The organism is Maribacter caenipelagi (genome assembly GCF_004364175.1).
In the GTDB taxonomy this organism is placed as follows: Bacteria; Bacteroidota; Bacteroidia; order Flavobacteriales; family Flavobacteriaceae; genus Maribacter; species Maribacter caenipelagi.
In genome coordinates, this window is the sequence record NZ_SNZW01000011.1 from 487357 (window position 1) to 505289 (window position 17933).

The following is a 17933-nucleotide window of genomic DNA, read 5'->3' on the forward strand; positions in this document are numbered from 1 at the left end:
TTATAGTAATTTTGTTCTATTCTTTAAAATTTGAAATTATAAGTAATGGAAGGTATAGGAATTGAAAATATGGAACTCTGTAGCGCCTTTACCTCGCCGTTATCGGTGACAAAAAATACCGAATATGGGTTGTTTCTTCCTAAAACATTATAGACAGATATGGTCACAAAACTATGTGCCAGTTTATTTTTCTTGTGATTTCCTTCTATGTTCAAACCCAGATCTAGACGATAAAAATCTGGAATTCTAAATTTATTTCTATCGCTAAAAGCAACAAAATCCGCGTTATTGAATCTAAATGTACCTACAGGATAAGTAATAGGTCTACCGGTTTGGTACACAAAGTTTGCAGATATACTATATCGCTTTGTAAAACGATAGTTGGTAATAACACTTACATCATGGGGCTTATCAAAGTTGGAAGGAAAAAATTCCCCGTTGTTAATTCGCTCCTCACTAAATTCACTATCAAAACGGTACAAAGATCTAGAGTAGGTGTAACTCAACCATCCGTTTAAATCACCGCTTTTCTTTTTCAATAAAAATTCTACTCCGTACGCCTTTCCATCACCCTGTAATACCTGTGTTTCTACATTTTCATTTAAGAAGAGGTTGGCACCAGTTTTAAAATCTAGTACATTTTCCATCTTCTTGTAATACCCTTCAATACTTAGTTCGTACTCGTTTTCCTTAAAATTTTTATAGAAGCCAAGAGAAGCTTGATAGCCTTTTTGAGCATCAATATTTAAATCAGAAAGCTTCCAAGTGTCAATAGGTGAAATTGTGGTATTGTTAGAAAGGGTATGTAAAAACTGATAGGAGTTATTTAGACTGGCTTTTACCGAAAAATCTGGAGTAAATAAATATCTAACGGATACTCTGGCCTCTGGTCCGCCATAGGTCTTTATATTTTCACCACTAGAATAGGCTATGGTGTCTTGAACGGTAGATTCATTCTTTGGCATACCTTCATCATAAGTTCTTTGTGTAGCCTCGCCCAAGGCAGCAAAAAATGCATACCTAACCCCTAAATTGACAGATAGTTTGTCATTAACCGTAATTTCATCCCCTATAAATAATGCACCTTCAACAGCTTGTTCTTTGTCAATAGCAAATTCACTGATGTCCGACTCGCTTCCGTCTGGTTCTATGTTGCCAGGGTTAACGGAATAGTATTTGGCTGAAATACCATAGTCTAAAGTGTTTTTATCGTTTAGACCTGTACGAAGCTTATATTTTAATTCGGTTTCGTTAATGCTGTAATCAAGCTTAAAATCACTGTTCGATTCACCGTCAAAATCAATTCCGAATCCGTAATTACTATTATCGACAATAAGTGCGCTATTGGTTTTATCACTCATTCTATGGTCCCAACGCACAGAAAAAAGACGATTGTCATAATTGTATAATGAATCTGAGGTGATACTAAAAGCATCTCTGCTGTAATAGGCAGTCGCTTTCACTTCATTTTTGTCATTTATTTTATTGTGATATTTAACGATGCCGTCAAAAAACGAAGCGTTGCTATTGCTCAACGATTCGTCATCTAAAGACCTTAGAATCCAATCGGCATAAGCACCTCTACCACCAATGATAAGAGATGATTTTTCTTTTTCTAACGGAATTTCCAATGCCAAGTTTCCGGTAACGGGACCAATAGAGCCTTCACCTGAGAATTTTTCTACATTGCCGTTTTTTGTTCTGATATCGAAGACAGATGAAAGGCGACCGCCAAATTCTACAGGGATAGCACCTTTGTAAATATCTACGCCCTTGGTCGTAAAAGGGTTCAGTGCCTGGAAAATGCCAAAAAAGTGTTGTGGGTTATAAATAACCGCATCATCTAAAAGAACTAGGTTTTGGTCTGTTTTGCCACCACGAACATTTAAGCCCATAGCACCTTCACCAGCAGATGAAATACCGGGCAAAGCTTTAGCGACTGACAAGATATCTCTTTCCCCTAATACTAAGGGAATGTTCTTAGACTCTTCAGAATCTATTTGCTCACTACCTGTAATAGCTTCCTCAACATTCTTGAATGCATCTGCCTCGACCACTACCTCGTCCAATTGTTGAAGGCCCTCTTCCATCAATAAATCTAAATTGCCATTGTTATACATAATCACTTCACGGTCTGTAGATGCAATACCCATGGCTCGTATACTTAGCACGTTATAGCCCGCAGGCAATGCCAAAGAGTAATTTCCATTAGTATCGGATACAGTAATTTGGTTGGAGCCTTTAACGCGAATAGTTAAATCTGGAATGGGCTCTCCGGTTTTAGAATTTATAGCTCTACCAGTTAACCTGTAAGATTCTTGTAAGTTATTAGGGTCGCTTTTGCCCACTTTTGCCACATCATAATTTCGTTTAACCTGAGTATTGGTGGTATAAAATGTTGGGGGTGGGGCATTATTTTTTGATGGACTAGAGGTATTTTGTTCAGTAATTTCTTCACTACCAAAAAAACCATTAGGTAGTACGTCATATACTATCGTATTCTCTAAAAGAACTATGCGTTTAGAGTTTTTTTCAATATAAAAATTTAGCGAAGTGTGTTCAAAGAGTGATTGTAAAGCATTATTTATGTTCTCGTTATCGTAGGTTTTAGTAACTGTAACTCCGTTAATCCATTCATCTAGAAAAAAGAATTTAAAATCTGTTTGCCTTTCAAAATCTACAATTACCTCTTCGATTGGTGTTGCGTAATATTGACCAGAAATATTCGGTAAATCTTGCGAATGTCCAGAAATAATCCCTATGAAAAATAAAAGTGTGAACAGAAAATTTTTATAATGCCTAATGGTTACAAAAGACAATATATCTTTAATAGTTGTTTGAGAAAAACAGCTATTGTTTTGTAGTTTGGTCATGACAGTTGGTTGGATTCCTACAAGGTAAGAAAAAGAATAATATCACAAAATGTGATTTTTAGAATTATTATACTGATTATATGAAGAAATGAAAATAATAAGGCTCTGTTCTACGAATCTGATTATGCTAATTTAATCTGTTTATTACAAGTATTTTATGACTTTATAAGTCCGATTTTTAATTGTTATATATGCCTATAGTGTAGTTTTTCAAATGAATATTGGTCAAATAGAGTTGCTTTTTATTTATACTATTCTCGTTTTATTAGATTTCAGTATTTTATTACTATTTTTAACATAAATACTTGTTAAAATAAGTAAATTGAGTCATTACCTTAATAATATCAAGCTTTTGGAAAAGCATCACCAAATATTTATTGAACAAACTCCAACAGCCATTGCAATGCTCGATACCAATATGGTGTATTTGGCAGCTTCTAAACGTTGGCTAAAAGATTACAAACTAGAGCAAGAAGATGTAATCGGTCATTGTCATTATGACATTTTTCCAGAGATTGGGGATGATTGGAAAAAGGACCATCAAGAATGTCTTAATGGTAAAATTAATATTTGTGACGAAGCTCCGTTTCTGCGTGCAGATGGTACAACTCAATGGATTTATTGGGATGTTCGACCGTGGTATAACTCTAAAGGAGAAATTGGCGGACTTTTAATGCATACTGGTGACATAACAGAGCAAAAAGAAAAGGAACTTAAGAAAAAACGTGTTGAATCTATTTTAAATGATACCAGCGAGATTGCACGTATATCGACATGGGAGATAAATCTTTCTACTCAAGAACTTTTATGGAATAAGATGGCTTATGAAATCTATGAAGTTGTAGATGATTTTAGACCAACAGTAGATGCTGCATTAGAATTTTTTAAATATGATGAAGATAGACAAGCTGCTAAAATTGCAATTCAAAATGCAATTGATTATGGTTCTGCTGTAGATATGGATGTAGAACTGATTACTGCAAAAGGGAATACTATCTGGGTGAAAATTTTAGGTAAAGTAGAAAGTATATCTGGAGTGCCAACAAGATTTTATGGTATTTTACAAGATGTAAGTAGTTTTAGGCTTACCGAGCAACGTCTTAATAAAGCTTACAAAGAATTAGAAGCTATTTTTAATTCAAAATCTATTGCAGTAATTTCTACGGATAAAGATGGAGTAATTAATCGTTTTAATAGTGGAGCTGAAAAGATGCTTGGTTATTCGGCAATGGAAATGATAGGGTTTAAAAAGCCTGAAATTTACCTATTGAAAGAAGAATTGAATGTCTTTAAACAAGATATGGAACTTGAATTTAAAGGAGATTCTAATAATGCAGATTTTAACTATCGAAATGAGAAGATTTTTAATACTAAGCAATGGACCTTTAAAAGAAAAGATGGATCAACTTTCCCAGGGCTAAAATCTTTAACAGCCATTCAAGATAAAGATGGACTAAATGACGGTTTTATAGCAGTTATTACTGATATCACCAAAATCAAGGAAGTTAAAGATGAATTGCGTAAAAAGAATGACTTATTAAATCTTGCAGAACGTCTAAGTTTATTAGGTCATTGGCAGTGGAATATTATAGATGATGTAGCTATTTGGTCGGATAATCTTTTGGCACTTCTCGATTACGAGGGTGAACAATTTACGTTGGATTTTGCAACATATTTCGCAATGGTTCATGATGGTGATAAAGATGAGGTTCTGAAGCATTTTGAACTTGCTAAAAGGGAACAGGAATTTAAGAATATTACTCACAGAATCATAACTTTTACTGGCAATATCAAAACTATAAAGATTATTGCAAATGTCATTTCAAATCAAAATGGCGAAGCAGTTGAAATGGTCGGTACTTGCCAAGATGTAACCGAATTTAAAAAAGCAGAAAATAAACTGATTAATGCTAAGGAAGATTTGGAAGCAGTAGCACAAAAACTATCATATCAGAATAAACAACTTGCAGATTTTACACACATTACCTCGCATAATTTAAGAGCACCGGTAGCTAATTTAAACTCGTTAATGGAGATTTATAAGCTTTCAGATGATGATGAAGAACGCTTAGACATATTCGGTAAGTTCGATACTGTTGTTGATCGCCTTACTCTAACATTGAATACATTGATAGAGGCATTAAAAACTAAAATTAGTGATGCTCAAGAAGAACTGGAAAGAGTAGATTTAAATCAAATTTTTGAAAATACGACCCAAACATTAAGTGGTGTAATCTTAACTTCGGGTGCTGTTATAAAAGGAGATTTTAAAGAAGTGTCAATTATTGCTTATAATAAACTATATATGGAAAGTATTTTCCTTAATTTAATTGGGAATGCCATAAAATACAAAGCAAAAGACAGGGCACCAGAAATAATAGTACAGTCTAAGGTTAAGAATGGTAGAAATATCATTACATTTAAAGACAACGGATTGGGTATTGATCTTGAAAGACACGGTCATAAATTATTCGGACTTAACAAAGTTTTTCATAGACACCCAGATGCAAAAGGTGTTGGTCTATTTTTAACAAAAACTCAAGTTGAATCAATGGGCGGTACTATTACCGCAATTAGTGAGGTTAATGTTGGCACAACTTTTACAATAATTTTTTAATGAAGCTTACTATGAATAATTTTCTAAAAACATGTATTGTTGATGATGATTCAATCTATCGTTTTACAATGGTTAAAGCACTAGAATCGACTAAATTACCAATGGAGATTATGTCATTTTCAGACGGTGAAGAGGCTATAGATTTTATGCTAAATAATCTTGATCAAGATTCTGTTTTTCCAGATGTTATTTTTTTGGATATTGATATGCCAGTTATGGACGGATTTCAGTTCATGGAAGAATACGTGAAAATAAAACCTAGAGTAGGTAAAAAGATTACTATTTATATGGTATCCTCTTCATTAGATCCTGTAGATATCGAAAGGGCAAGGAAAATAAGTGCTATTTCAGATTATATTGTAAAACCAATTGGTTTAAATAGATTAAAAACAATTATTGAAGACTTATTAGAGGATCGAAATAATTAAAACATCGAGGCAGTATTTTATTGTTTTTAGGTCATTATACTATTGAATGGAGTTAAGCTAAACAGCTTAACTCTAGTATTTTTGATTGAATCTAAAAATTAAAAATATGTCTTTACTCACAATAATTTTAAATATATTATTACCACCATTAGCTGTTTTTTTAAAACACGGTATTGGTACAACATTACTAATTAGTATACTATTGACCATGTTAGCATGGTTACCAGGCGTAATTCATGCTTTTGTCGTTAATCAAGAATAGTTTTATCACGCAAGGTCTTGCTTATATTAATTTTGGCAAAGACAAGTAAACCGCGCTAACTTTCAACATAATTGGATGGTTGGCGCGGTTTCTTTTTAAAGCTAATCAATCGTTCTGCATTCGAAAATCAGTTTCTTCTTAACAATAATTATGATATACCCGCTGCTAAGCCGTTCTTTTATATAATAACTTTGGTGCGTTAGGTACATCTATCTCATTCGACTATTGTTTTATTAATCAATAGATTTGAAATTGTTACCTATCATTCATCTTTAATTTTATTATTTATAATATGAATAAGTTTTTAAGTATTGTTATCGGGGTCATTTTTTTATCGGTTGTAGGTTGTAAAGATGTTGATAAGGAGAAAAGTAGCGAAGGACAAAGTGTAAAATCTGCGGAAGAATTTAATAGAGAAAGCGCTGAGTCGATAGTGCAAAATGCGATTAAAGCACATGGCGGAAGCCTCTATGATAGTGCCAAATATGAATTTGTATTTAGAAATAAAGTATACATGTTTGATAATGCTGACGGTTACACGTATACCGTAACTTTTAAGGATAGTATTGGTAATAGTATTAAAGATAATTTACAAAATGGGAAGTTTACTAGAACCAAAGATGAAAAAGTGGTTATTCTGTCAGAAAAAGATATTGCAAAATATAGTAATGCTCTAAATTCAGTGATTTATTTCGCCACACTACCACATAAATTGAATGATAAAGCGGTGCACAAAGAAGATGTTGGTGAAACTGTTATCAAAGGTGAAGATTATGATGTAATTAGGGTGACTTTTGGTAAAGAAGATGGCGGTAAAGATCATGATGATATTTTTATGTATTGGGTAAATAAGAAATCGAACTATATAAATTATTTAGCGTACAGTTATAGCACTAATGATGGTGGTGTACGTTTTAGAAGTGCATATAACCCAAGAACTATTGACGGTATTCGTTTTCAAGATTACATTAATTGGGAAGCTCCCATTGGTACTCCGCTAAAAGAACTTCCAGCCCTTTTTGAAAAAGAAGAGCTGAAAGAGTTGTCTAGAATAGAAACTGAAGATGTTCGAAACCTTAATGCTGGTGAAGTATTAGAATAGGATCTTTTTATAGAACACAATTTACTTATCGTATCTTTGAAAGAATGTGTTTGACACATTTTCAATACACATAAAACAAACTTTTTTTTAATTAAACTCCGTCTTGTATGAAGGGTAATACCTTATTTGAGAATTTCAATCCCGTTTCTGAAAAAGAATGGAAACAGAAAATTCAATATGATTTAAAAGGGAAGGATTATAATGAAGAAGTGGTATGGAATTCTCCTGAAGGTATTAAAGTTAAGCCTTTTTACCATGCTGAAGATTTAGAGCACATTGCAGGTGCTTCTTCTCATATTACTTCTTGGAATATTGGTCAGGTTATTTACGCAGGTAATGCTATAATGGCTAATGAAAAGGCACTAAAATATATAGCAAAAGGAGCTAAAGCTATTAGGTTTGTTATTCCGACCAATGCAGTAGATGCTTCGGTTATTTTGAACAATATTGATTTAAATGTTATCAATGTCTATTTTGACATGCAATTTTTGTCTAAAGATTATATAGCTCAAATTCTAGATAAGGTTACTGATTCTAATAAGATACATTTTCAAATTGATCCTATCGGTCATTTGGCAAGATCAGGAAACTGGTACGAATCTATGTCTTCAGATATTCACATAGTAAATGATCTAGCAGCACTTAATATTGACAATTTACTGAGTGTAGATGTTTCGCTGTACCAAAATGCTGGCGCAGATATGGTGCAACAATTGGCAGATGCCTTATCTCATGCCAATGAATATTTGAATATTTTACAGGAGAGTGGAAACCTAACAAACCTTAAAAATATAGATTTCAAGGTAGCGGTTGGGGGTAATTATTTTTTTGAAATTGCTAAGATAAAAGCGTTGCGTAATCTTTGGAATGTGCTTGCGCAAGCATATGAAATTTCTATTCCATGTCACATTACTACACAACCCTCTAAACGAAATAAAACTATTTACGATTATAATGTAAACTTGCTTAGAACTACTACCGAATGTATGTCTGCGTTACTAGGTGGGTCTGATTCTGTTTTTAACTTAAACTATAATTCAGAATATAAAAAGGATAATGACTTTGCAGAACGTATTGCTTTTAATCAGCTTCTTTTATTAAAAGAAGAAAGCTATTTTGATAAAGTAGAAAACCCAGCAGAAGGCAGTTATTATATAGAAACTATAAGTACTCAATTAGCAGAGAAAGCGTTGATTTTATTCAAGGCTATAGAAAAGGATGGCGGATTCTTAAAGCAACTAAAAAATCATACGATTCAAAATAGAATTGCTGATAGTGCTAAAAAGCAACAAGAGAAATTCAATACTAAGAAAACAGTTTTGGTAGGGTCTAACGCATTTCAAAATGAGAATGATAAAATGGCGCAAGAAATAGAACTGTATCCGTTTGTAAAAAAGAATCCTCGAAAAACATTGATTACTCCGATTATCGAAAAACGATTAGCAGAAGAACTAGAGCAAAACCGTTTGTCACATGAGTAGAAAAAACGTACAACATATTCAATTGAAAGATTCGGGAATAACAGGTACTGATCAGCATGATATAGCCTCAGGAACAGAAGAATCAACATTTACTACGGCGGAAACAGTTTTATTAAAAAAGAAATATGTTAAAGAGGATATTGCTGATATTGAGCATTTAAATTTTGCCGCAGGCATACCGCCATTTTTGCGTGGACCATATTCGACCATGTATGTATTACGCCCATGGACAATTAGGCAATATGCTGGATTTTCAACGGCTAAAGAGAGCAATGAATTTTACAGAAAGAATTTAAAGGCAGGTCAGAAGGGATTATCGGTCGCTTTTGATTTACCTACCCACAGAGGTTATGATAGTGACCATGAAAGAGTAGTGGGTGATGTGGGTAAAGCAGGTGTTGCGATAGATAGCGTGGAAGATATGAAAGTACTCTTCGATGGCATTCCCCTAAACGAAATGTCTGTTTCTATGACCATGAACGGTGCGGTATTGCCAATAATGGCATTTTATATCGTTGCTGCCGAAGAACAGGGCGTTTCATTAGATAAGTTATCCGGTACCATACAAAATGATATTCTTAAGGAGTTTATGGTGCGTAACACCTATATCTACCCGCCAAAGCCTTCTATGCAATTGGTGGCAGATATATTTGAGTATACCAGTAAACACATGCCCAAGTTTAATAGTATCAGTATTTCTGGTTATCACATGCACGAAGCGGGTGCGCCGGCACATTTAGAGTTGGCGTATACACTATCTGACGGATTGGAATATATAAGAACAGGAATAAAAGCGGGTTTACAGATTGATGATTTTGCACCACGACTTTCCTTTTTCTGGGGAATAGGGATGAATCACTTTATGGAAATTGCCAAAATGCGAGCAGCAAGAATGCTTTGGGCAAAAGTGGTGAAAGAATTCAATCCGAAGAACGAGAAATCTTTGATGCTAAGAACACACTGCCAAACTAGTGGTTGGAGCCTTACCGAGCAAGATCCATTTAACAATGTAGCGAGAACAACTATAGAAGCTGCTGCTGCCGTTTTTGGCGGTACGCAAAGCTTACATACCAATGCATTAGATGAGGCAATAGCGTTACCTACAGATTTCTCTGCGCGTATTGCAAGAGAAACTCAGATATATCTGCAACAAGAAACGAATATTACGAAGACCGTTGACCCTTGGGCAGGTAGTTATTATGTAGAGAAACTTACACATGAGTTAGTGCATAAAGCTTGGGAACTAATGGAAGAAGTAGAGAATCTTGGTGGTATGACCAAGGCGATTGAAACGGGTATACCTAAAACTAGAATTGAAGAAGCTGCCGCTAGAAAACAGGCGCGAATAGATAGTCAGCAAGATGTAATTGTCGGCGTTAATAAGTATCAATTGACCGAAGAAGATGAACTTCAGATTTTAGAGGTCGACAATAAAGAAGTTCGCAGACAGCAATTACAGCGATTAGAGAAAATTAAAGCGAATAGAAATTCAGCTTTGGTAAATGAAAAGTTGAAGGTACTTACGATAGCGGCGAAAACTAAATTAGAAGATGGCGATTCGCAAGAAAATTTATTAGCTTTAGCAGTAGATGCTGCAAGAGAAAGAGCCACGTTGGGCGAAATTAGTAACGCTCTTGAAGAGGCATTTGGTAGACATAAGGCAATTATAAATTCATTTACTGGCGTGTATTCAAGAGAAATAAAAGAAGATAAAAGTTTTAAGAAAGCACAGGAGCTAGCAGATCAATTTGCAGAAAAAGATGGTCGTAGACCTCGTATTATGGTCGCAAAAATGGGGCAAGACGGTCATGATCGTGGAGCTAAGGTTGTGGCTACGGGTTACGCCGATCTTGGTTTTGATGTAGATATAGGTCCGCTTTTTCAAACTCCGAAAGAAACGGCTAAGCAGGCAGTCGAAAATGACGTGCATATATTAGGAATTTCTTCGCTCGCTGGAGGGCATAAAACCTTAGTGCCAGAAGTGGTCAAAGAACTTAAAAGCTATGGTCGCGAAGATATTATGGTTATAGTTGGTGGAGTAATACCGAAACAAGACTATGATTTTCTAAAGGAAGCTGGAGCTACAGCAGTATTTGGTCCAGGAACCAAAATCAGTGATGCGGCAATTCAATTGTTAGAATTACTTTTAGAATAGAATTGCAACACTATAAAACAAAAAATGCCCGAACAAATTCATTGTTCGGGCATTTTTTGAATCAATAAAAGAAATTATGCTGTGGCAACTTCTGCATTAGCCTCTTTGTTCTTAAGCCAGAAATAAAGAATGGTAAATAGAACTATTAAGATAGCAGGAAAAAGAACCATAGTACCCAAAGTTTCTTGACCTGATACTAATTCTAACTCATCACCTGTGAATCCTTGTGCTTCCGCAGCCGCTCTATCCGCATCGATCCAACCACCAATAATTGGTTGAAAAATAGAAGATGAGAACATTCCTATTGCTCCAATGATAGACATTCCTAAAGCTCCTGTTTTTGGTGTTTTGGTGGCAGCCAAACCAATCATGTTAGGCCAGAAGTAAGCAACACCTAGCGCAAAAATTACAGCGGCAACATAAGCCATAGCCCCTGTTTGTGTACTAAATAAATAGATACCTAAAGTCGCTAAAATCGCAGAGCCTAAAAGAACACCTGTTTGGTTAAATTTAGCAACCATGCTTCCTCCAAAGTAACGTGCTACAGCCATTAAACCTGCTGTTAATGCTAAAATTATTGTTGGCTCAGCCCCGCTTTTAGAAAGAATAAGACTTACCCATTGGTTTGGTCCGAATTCAGAAATTGCAGTAAGTGCCATACATATTCCTATAAATAAAAATAGCGGAGTAAACATACCTTTTAGGTTTCCGCTTATAGTTGCCGCTTCTTCGATTTTTGCCTTAGGCCAAGTTTGTCCATAAAATAAATAAGCATAGATTACTGCCGGTATTAATAATAACCATACTTGACTTTGACCAATGATGCCGAAATCTGTCATAAAACCAGATAGCAAGCTACCTACGGCAATACCACCAGGAAACCACATGTGGAATCTGTTAAGCATGGTACTCATTCTATTACCTTTATACGCATCTGCAATCATTGGGTTACAAGCAGCTTCGGTACATCCGTTACCAAGACCTATTAATAAGTTTGCTACTAAAAGCCCAATGTAACTTCCTGAAAATATTAATAGTAAAATACCTATGGCATGCGCAAAAAATGCAAACTGCATAATTACTTTACCACCTACTTTATGATAAATTAAACCACCGATTACCATAGCAATAGGGAAACCTAAAAACCACATAGAGGTTATTAGTCCCGCTTGACTGGCACTTAATTCTAATTCTGTTTTTAATTGGTCTAATATACCTGCCGCAATGGCAAAGGAGAATGCCGTGGTAATTAATGCGAAACAGCTGGCATAAAAGAGCCTATTTGCATTTACTTTAGAAGTTGAGTTAGAACTGTCCATATTTAAATTGATTTAGTTGTTGTTTTGGTTAATTTGCTAAACTAATAAAAATGAAATAATATTAGTACTTTTTTAGTAAAATGATACCTTAAGTACGACAGAAAGCACAAAAAATAGTATTTACACAAATTTTAGTGTTTTTTATGCAATGTGTGGCATGTCATTTTTAGGGGTATTGTGTTGATTATGAAGTATTAGGTAACTTGTAGTTTAAATAACCACCTTTAATTTGAAAAATATGAAATACTCTGTTTTAATGCTTTTAGCCGCTGTAGTTCTGAGTTGTGGCGATATAGACAAGCCAGCTGAAGTAGAAAATGATTCCACGACCGCTAAAGTGGCAACTAATTATAACCCAGAAACTGTTATAGATAGTTTAGGGATTGTATTACGAGATCAGGGCACACCAGTTGCAAATTATGTACATGCTGTAAGAACGGGCAATCTTTTGTTTTTAGCGGGTAAGGGTCCAAAACAGGCTAATGGTGAAAATATTATTGGTAAGCTAGGCGATAGCTTAACTATAGACCAGGGTTATAAGGCTGCTCGAGAGGTAGGTATTAATCAATTATCGGTTTTAAAAGCAGAACTTGGTAATCTTAATAAAGTAAAGAGAATTGTAAGTGTACATGGTATGGTCAATGCCACATCAGATTTTAAGGATCATTCAAAGGTCATAAACGGCTATTCAGATTTAATGGTAGTTGTTTTTGGAGAAAAAGGGAAACATGCACGAGCTGCTGTTGGTATGGGGTCATTACCAGGGAATATGGCTGTTGAGGTAGAGATGGTTGTTGAGGTGTATGAGTAACGTAGCTTAGCTAGATTTTCTTTAAAAGATCGGTGATAACATAGTTTTTTAGCGTAAATAAGGTGTTCTTGTCAGGAATATTCATAATTTGATTTTGAATAAGAAACGCTAGTAAAATTTATAGTTTTATAACATTTATTTCATTCTTAATAAATGTAAGCAACTGTTGGCTACCATAACGTGTCAACGGAATTTTCGTAATATTTATAAAACTGATTTTCTAAACCATTGAGGTAATTGGATATTGCTTATCGGTTTGTCACTAGCTAAAAAAACCAATTCTACCACTCCGTTTTGTTTTAAAAACCCATACTATAAATATTGATTCCTTTGTTCGATACTTGAAGATTATCTGCACAGGCAATGGCTAAATCTTTTCCGAAAATTGATTTATTTTTTTCTTACCACTACCAGAAAGATACACCTTGCCTTTAATTGCCGTTTTAAAAATGCTTTCATATCCGAGAAAAATCCGTTAGGACGTATTATGCTAAAGTCTAACCCAGAAGCGATCAATTCATCTACGAAAGCTTATTTGGCTTCAATGATTTTTAATTTTCTATGTTGTTTATCGTTTAGAACTCAGGTATGAATATCATAACTTTTACTTGTAAGATTTAGTCTAAAATTATATTGATTATCAATGGTTTATAAAAATAATAGATATAAAGTGTGATTTTATCCAATTTGATGCGAATCATATAATAAACAATCAAAAAATCAAAAAATCAAACAGTCATGAAAAAAGTAGTAGTTAACCTAATGATGTTCGTCTTACTCTTAACAATGTCATCAGTAAGGGCACAGGAAGATAATTGGGAACAATTTGAAAAAGTACAGAATGAAGTTACAAATCTGATAAACCTACCTGATCCAACATTTAATCTTCAGGAAAATCGAAAACCTATGGATGCCAAAGCAATGTCTGATTTAGGTTTGGAACAGATATATAAGAACAAACCAATAAAGTTTGCAGTTAGAGATGGAAAACAGTTGTTCGCTTATCAATACAAAAGTGACAGTGATACCACAATCCTTCTTTTACATGGTATTTTGTCTAGTGCTTATATGATGAATAAAACAGCAGGACTGCTACAAGAGGCCACGCATAGTACAATTGTAGCACTTGATTTTAGAGGGCATGGGCAATCTGAAGGTACACCTGGCGATGTATCTTACATAAACCAGTATGTAGATGATGTTATCGATGTTGTTGCAAGTATCAAAAAAGAACAGCCTCAACAGAAAATAATACTCGCTGGGCACTCCATGGGTGGAGGTGTTATTTTAAAATATGTCATGGCTCAAGATGCTCCGGAAGTTGAAGGTTATTTGCTTTTTGCGCCACAATTAGGTGCAAATTCACCCACAATAAAAGTAGAACCGTTAGAAGGGGATCAAGAACCGTTCTTAAAATTGCATTTAAATAGAATTATAGGTATTAAAATGATGAATGCTATTGGTGAAACTAATTATAATGATTTACCTATACTGTTTTTTAACCTGCCAGAATCTATGCCGGTAACCAAGTATAGTTATCTAGCCAATGAAAGCATGTATCCTTCTGATTATAAAGTAGGGTTGAAAAATGTAACTAAGCCTTTGTTGGTACTGGTTGGCGCCAATGATGAGGTATTTAATGCGAGTGAATACCCTAAAGCAATTACAGAGAATAGTAATGGTGCAGTATTTATAATTAATGAGGAAACCCATAATGGAATTCGTCATAATGATAAATCAATGAAAATTATTGCTAAATGGTTCAATAGCCATAACTTACAGTAATCACCAGCCAACACATGGAACCGACCAAAAAGGAAAAATTCATAAGTGTGATAGATGAACATAAACGTATCATCTATAAAATAGTGAACTCTTATTGTCCACAACGTGAAGACAGGAAGGACTTAGAACAAGAGATTGTCATTCAATTATGGAATGCTTTTGATAACTATAATCCCAAGTACAAGTTTACTACCTGGATGTACCGAATTGCATTAAATACCGCTATTTCGTTTTATAGAAAAGAGAAAAAATGGTATCAAAAAAATGATTTTTTTAATGATGAATCTGTGTTTTGTTTAGAAGATGGTAATAATGTGGAAGCGTTGGAACTATCGGCAAATGTAAAATTACTTCAGGAGTTTATTCAAAAACTAAAAGAGCTCGATAAGGCAATTATGTTATTGTATTTAGAAGAAAACAGTTATGAAGAAATCGCTGATATATTAGGTGTTTCTACCACTAATGTAGGTACCAAAATTGGCAGGATAAAAGTAAAGATTAAGAAAGAATTTGATAAAATTAAGAGCCATGGAAGATAAAGAAATAAGAGAACTTTTTGCAGAATATAATGACAAGTTAGATAGTGTTCTAAGTTTAAACAAGGCTTCGATAGAAAAGATGAAGCTTAATAATACCAAAAAACAAACAAATAAAATTTTAATATTAAGAAGTATAGAAGTAGTGTTTTTCTTAATGGTGATGATAGTGCTTGGTAAATTTACAGCCGATCATTGGGGAGTGTTACATTTGGCTGTTAGCGGTATTATTTTATATGTTTTTGCTCTCATAGCCCTTATTGGTAGTATAGGGGAAGTGGCTTTAGCTGCCCAAATTGATTATGCCAAACCTATTATAGAAATTAGGGAGAAAATAGAAAAGATAAACATGCATAGTTTGTTATTTATAAAACTTGCTTTTCTATCTGCACCGGTGTGGTGGACTTACCCTATAGTAGCATTAGCTTACTTTTTCGATTTTGATATTTTTCCTCATTTAGATGCTGCTTTTGTACATAGATATATAATCATTAATGCATTATTGTTGATACCATTAATATGGTTTCTTAAAAAGCTTAGTTATATTAACATGCATATTAAATGGGTAAGAAAAACTATAAATATTCTCGCAAGTGCCAATACCAAAAAGGCAATGGAGTTTTTAAACGATATTGAAGAATTTAAAAAGTAATCATGAAAAACAAAACTCATTCTGTACGTAAAAGAAAATTAATTGCCATTATTTTTGGTGTACTTGCTATAGTTTTTGGTGTGATTTTATTTTTAAAAGTTGATGCTCCACATCATCTTGGCGAATATTTTACCAAGGCTTATTACGGTCAGTTTGGCGCCATTGCTATTTGTGTAGAATTATTGGCGGCAGCATATTATCTCTTTATAGGTCACAAGAAAACAAATTTTGCAATGGCGCTGTTTGCCTTTACTGTGGCGTTAAATGGCATTCTCAATTTGCTTGGACTAGGTACATCTTCAATTCCCATATTTATTATGCTGGTATTCTTGGTTAGTGGTGGTATTGCCTTTTATATAGCCTTTTCCAATGCGTTCAATTCTGGTAAAATATTAATTAGAAATGTAATTTTTAGTTTTGTATTAGGTAATATTATTGCCTTTTACTTCAACTACTTCTAGAAACCGTAAAGAGTTCCATTTTTTGCTCCTTACCTTTTAATTCGGCAATGCCCTTGGACTTTACTTCTAAACTATTATCTGGTTTTAGCTCTTTAATGAGTTCCTCGGAAATTAATATATCAACATTATGTGAGTTACAGAGCCCTTGAATTCTTGCGGTAGTATTTAAAACATCACCAGTGAAAATGATTTCTTTTTTTAAAGTGCCTATTTCACCAGTAGTGACTTCACCTACGTGAAAACCGGATTTGAAAGTGGGTTCCAAACCAAAGTTATTTTTATACCAATTCGCTTTTTTATGCAGGTCTTGCTTCATGGCTAAAAAACAGTTTATCCAGTTGTTATTCTTTATTCCTTCCTCAAACTTCCAAGAGATAATAATTTCATCGCCTACATATTGGTACACCGCACCCGAATGATTTATGATAGCATTGGTAAAATCGCTATAGTAGGCTTTTAGCAGTTTAAAATACTCAATATGGCCTAATTGTTCTGCGATGGTGGTAGAAGATTTCATATCACAAAACAAGAATATGCGTTTTTCTTGAATGGGCTTATGATACTTTCCGGTAAAGAAATTCATGAGTACTGAATCGCCTACATTATAACTAATTTCCGAATAAAAGAGACTAACAAAAAGACTCACAGCAATAGATCCCAAAGTGCTTAAAAAGTCAAGACTAATTAAAAAATTAGATAGTTTGTTTAAAACCAATTCGTTCAATGGTGATAGCCCAAGCTCTATAGAAGCTGCAAAAGGGTATACAATAATAATGGTAAGCACTAAGAAAAATGTATAGAAGCTGAGTTTGTAAAAGATCTTTTTATAAAAGGTTTTGTTGTTAAATAATTTTCCAAGCCACAAAATTTCTACTGCACCTACCAATAGACCGATAATGGTAACTGAAATCATCGCGAAAACGAAGACCTTGGGGGTTAATGTGATTACTACATTAGGGTTTATGTTTTTATTGCCGGTAGCTGCTTCTTGAATAAATAAAACAAAAAGACCAATTACAAACCATATTACACCAAATGGTAAAATACGTTGTAATCTTCTTTTTGATTTAGGAGACAAACCCATACCCGTTATTATTCTCTTGGTTATAACTAAAATAGCAAAGAATAATAGAAAAGACCGGGATTATAATGGAAATATGAATAGGCGAAAGTGTTTAGGGTTTTATGAAATGAACATATCAATTTCATAACAGTATGTTTACGTACAAATGACCTTGTAGAAAACAATGATCCCTAATTTTGCAGCGCCCTAATAAAGGGATACGTTCTTAGTTTGAGTTAGTTTGGTAAAGCCGATTTGTTCAATCGGCTTTTCTTTTGCCATATAGTCATGACTAATGTTTCCGAATACAACTGACCTTTGCGGATTTAATTTTTGTTTTCGCTAAAAAAGAATACCACTAAAAAGGCAACTATTAAACAAATTGCGA

14 protein-coding genes are annotated in these 17933 nt (G+C 34.1%); 11 read left to right on the forward strand and 3 right to left on the reverse strand.

Translation table 11 applies throughout. The annotated features are described in order from the left end of the window. Positions 1 to 23 precede the first annotated feature (23 nt). On the reverse strand, positions 24 to 2873 hold the full coding sequence (locus DFQ03_RS02900; RefSeq protein ID WP_133671521.1) for a TonB-dependent receptor: 2850 nt from the start codon (positions 2871 to 2873) through the stop codon (positions 24 to 26). Between the two features lie 352 nt (positions 2874 to 3225). Here DFQ03_RS02900 and DFQ03_RS02905 point away from each other — a divergent pair, with 352 nt between their 5' ends. From DFQ03_RS02905 to scpA, 6 genes are all read left to right on the forward strand, one after another. Next, positions 3226 to 5490: a PAS domain-containing sensor histidine kinase gene (locus tag DFQ03_RS02905; protein WP_133671522.1), complete on the forward strand. Its 2265-nt coding sequence runs from the start codon at positions 3226 to 3228 to the stop codon at positions 5488 to 5490. 11 nt (positions 5491 to 5501) lie between these two features. After that, positions 5502 to 5918 (forward strand): response regulator, encoded by a 417-nt coding sequence (locus tag DFQ03_RS02910; RefSeq protein ID WP_133671523.1) that lies wholly within the window; start codon positions 5502 to 5504, stop codon positions 5916 to 5918. A gap of 106 nt (positions 5919 to 6024) precedes the next feature. Next, positions 6025 to 6180, forward strand: coding sequence for a YqaE/Pmp3 family membrane protein (locus DFQ03_RS02915; protein ID WP_133671524.1), 156 nt, complete (start codon positions 6025 to 6027; stop codon positions 6178 to 6180). Positions 6181 to 6472: 292 nt separating this feature from the next. Beyond that, a complete protein-coding gene (locus tag DFQ03_RS02920; protein ID WP_133671525.1) occupies positions 6473 to 7282 on the forward strand; it encodes a DUF6503 family protein in 810 nt (269 codons plus the stop codon). A gap of 107 nt (positions 7283 to 7389) precedes the next feature. Further along, the gene (locus DFQ03_RS02925) at positions 7390 to 8763 is read left to right on the forward strand and encodes a methylmalonyl-CoA mutase subunit beta (RefSeq protein WP_133671526.1); all 1374 of its coding nucleotides are present in this window, start codon (positions 7390 to 7392) and stop codon (positions 8761 to 8763) included. Further along, complete coding sequence (gene scpA / locus DFQ03_RS02930; RefSeq protein WP_133671527.1) at positions 8756 to 10918, forward strand: methylmalonyl-CoA mutase; 2163 nt, start codon at positions 8756 to 8758, stop codon at positions 10916 to 10918. Before DFQ03_RS02925 ends, scpA begins: the two co-directional genes overlap by 8 nt. Before the next feature lie 74 nt (positions 10919 to 10992). On the opposite strand, the gene DFQ03_RS02935 is transcribed toward scpA, so the two are convergent. Then, positions 10993 to 12237, reverse strand: coding sequence for an MFS transporter (locus DFQ03_RS02935; RefSeq protein ID WP_133671528.1), 1245 nt, complete (start codon positions 12235 to 12237; stop codon positions 10993 to 10995). A 238-nt stretch (positions 12238 to 12475) separates the two neighbouring features. On the opposite strand from DFQ03_RS02935, the gene DFQ03_RS02940 reads away from it, so the two are divergent. The 5 genes from DFQ03_RS02940 to DFQ03_RS02960 all read left to right on the forward strand — a co-directional run bounded on the left by DFQ03_RS02940 (position 12476) and on the right by DFQ03_RS02960 (position 16482). After that, positions 12476 to 13048: a RidA family protein gene (locus DFQ03_RS02940; RefSeq protein WP_133671529.1), complete on the forward strand. Its 573-nt coding sequence runs from the start codon at positions 12476 to 12478 to the stop codon at positions 13046 to 13048. A 738-nt stretch (positions 13049 to 13786) separates the two neighbouring features. Continuing rightward, positions 13787 to 14833: an alpha/beta hydrolase gene (locus DFQ03_RS02945; protein WP_133671530.1), complete on the forward strand. Its 1047-nt coding sequence runs from the start codon at positions 13787 to 13789 to the stop codon at positions 14831 to 14833. Between the two features lie 14 nt (positions 14834 to 14847). After that, complete coding sequence (locus DFQ03_RS02950; RefSeq protein WP_133671531.1) at positions 14848 to 15372, forward strand: RNA polymerase sigma factor; 525 nt, start codon at positions 14848 to 14850, stop codon at positions 15370 to 15372. Continuing rightward, positions 15362 to 16021: a hypothetical protein gene (locus DFQ03_RS02955; RefSeq protein ID WP_133671532.1), complete on the forward strand. Its 660-nt coding sequence runs from the start codon at positions 15362 to 15364 to the stop codon at positions 16019 to 16021. Before DFQ03_RS02950 ends, DFQ03_RS02955 begins: the two co-directional genes overlap by 11 nt. A 2-nt stretch (positions 16022 to 16023) precedes the next feature. Next, positions 16024 to 16482 carry a hypothetical protein gene (locus DFQ03_RS02960; protein ID WP_133671533.1) on the forward strand — a complete coding sequence of 153 codons (459 nt, stop codon included), beginning with the start codon at positions 16024 to 16026 and terminating at the stop codon, positions 16480 to 16482. Here the strand turns inward: DFQ03_RS02960 and DFQ03_RS02965 are convergent. Then, positions 16469 to 17566, reverse strand: a complete 1098-nt coding sequence (locus DFQ03_RS02965) for an adenylate/guanylate cyclase domain-containing protein (RefSeq protein WP_133671534.1) — start codon at positions 17564 to 17566, stop codon at positions 16469 to 16471. The genes DFQ03_RS02960 and DFQ03_RS02965 overlap by 14 nt on opposite strands. Positions 17567 to 17933 lie beyond the last annotated feature (367 nt).

Excerpts from the sequence above, each read along its gene's own strand:
- DFQ03_RS02900 (WP_133671521.1), bottom strand. The coding sequence starts at position 2,873 with ATGACCAAACTACAAAACAATAGCTGTTTTTCTCAAACAACTATTAAA.
- DFQ03_RS02910 (WP_133671523.1), top strand. The coding sequence starts at position 5,502 with ATGAATAATTTTCTAAAAACATGTATTGTTGATGATGATTCAATCTAT.
- DFQ03_RS02915 (WP_133671524.1), top strand. The coding sequence starts at position 6,025 with ATGTCTTTACTCACAATAATTTTAAATATATTATTACCACCATTAGCT.
- DFQ03_RS02920 (WP_133671525.1), top strand. The coding sequence starts at position 6,473 with ATGAATAAGTTTTTAAGTATTGTTATCGGGGTCATTTTTTTATCGGTT.
- DFQ03_RS02925 (WP_133671526.1), top strand. The coding sequence starts at position 7,390 with ATGAAGGGTAATACCTTATTTGAGAATTTCAATCCCGTTTCTGAAAAA.
- scpA (WP_133671527.1), top strand. The coding sequence starts at position 8,756 with ATGAGTAGAAAAAACGTACAACATATTCAATTGAAAGATTCGGGAATA.
- DFQ03_RS02935 (WP_133671528.1), bottom strand. The coding sequence starts at position 12,237 with ATGGACAGTTCTAACTCAACTTCTAAAGTAAATGCAAATAGGCTCTTT.
- DFQ03_RS02940 (WP_133671529.1), top strand. The coding sequence starts at position 12,476 with ATGAAATACTCTGTTTTAATGCTTTTAGCCGCTGTAGTTCTGAGTTGT.
- DFQ03_RS02945 (WP_133671530.1), top strand. The coding sequence starts at position 13,787 with ATGAAAAAAGTAGTAGTTAACCTAATGATGTTCGTCTTACTCTTAACA.
- DFQ03_RS02950 (WP_133671531.1), top strand. The coding sequence starts at position 14,848 with ATGGAACCGACCAAAAAGGAAAAATTCATAAGTGTGATAGATGAACAT.
- DFQ03_RS02955 (WP_133671532.1), top strand. The coding sequence starts at position 15,362 with ATGGAAGATAAAGAAATAAGAGAACTTTTTGCAGAATATAATGACAAG.
- DFQ03_RS02960 (WP_133671533.1), top strand. The coding sequence starts at position 16,024 with ATGAAAAACAAAACTCATTCTGTACGTAAAAGAAAATTAATTGCCATT.
- DFQ03_RS02965 (WP_133671534.1), bottom strand. The coding sequence starts at position 17,566 with ATGGGTTTGTCTCCTAAATCAAAAAGAAGATTACAACGTATTTTACCA.